The 524-nt window shown below is 57.1% G+C and carries 1 protein-coding gene; it reads right to left on the bottom strand.

Annotated elements, in window-relative coordinates:
- Nucleotides 1–406, bottom strand: a 406-nt coding sequence (locus tag R8N49_RS30210) for an IS91 family transposase (protein ID WP_001120876.1), incomplete at its 3' end; no start/stop codon positions are given.
- Between the last annotated feature and the right edge of the window lie 118 nt (nt 407–524).

The following is a 524-nucleotide window of genomic DNA, read 5'->3' as shown; positions in this document are numbered from 1 at the left end:
CAAACAGGAAACGCAGCTGAAACGGGAAGCTCAACACCCACTGACGCATGGGTTGTTCAGGCAGTACTTCATCAACCAGCAAGGCGGCACTTTCGGCCATCCGCCGCGCCCCACAGCTCGGGCAGAAACCGCGACGCTTACAGCTGAAAGCGACCAGGTGCTCGGCGTGGCAAGACTCGCAGCGAACCCGTAGAAAGCCATGCTCCAGCCGCCCGCATTGGAGAAATTCTTCAAATTCCCGTTGCACATAGCCCGGCAATTCCTTTCCCTGCTCTGCCATAAGCGCAGCGAATGCCGGGTAATACTCGTCAACGATCTGATAGAGAAGGGTTTGCTCGGGTCGGTGGCTCTGGTAACGACCAGTATCCCGATCCCGGCTGGCCGTCCTGGCCGCCACATGAGGCATGTTCCGCGTCCTTGCAATACTGTGTTTACATACAGTCTATCGCTTAGCGGAAAGTTCTTTTACCCTCAGCCGAAATGCCTGCCGTTGCTAGACATTGCCAGCCAGTGCCCGTCACTCC

This window comes from Vibrio sp. 1978 (assembly GCF_033344345.1).
The sequence above is the reverse complement of the archived record's forward strand: the minus strand, read 5'-3'. Positions and strand labels throughout refer to the sequence as shown.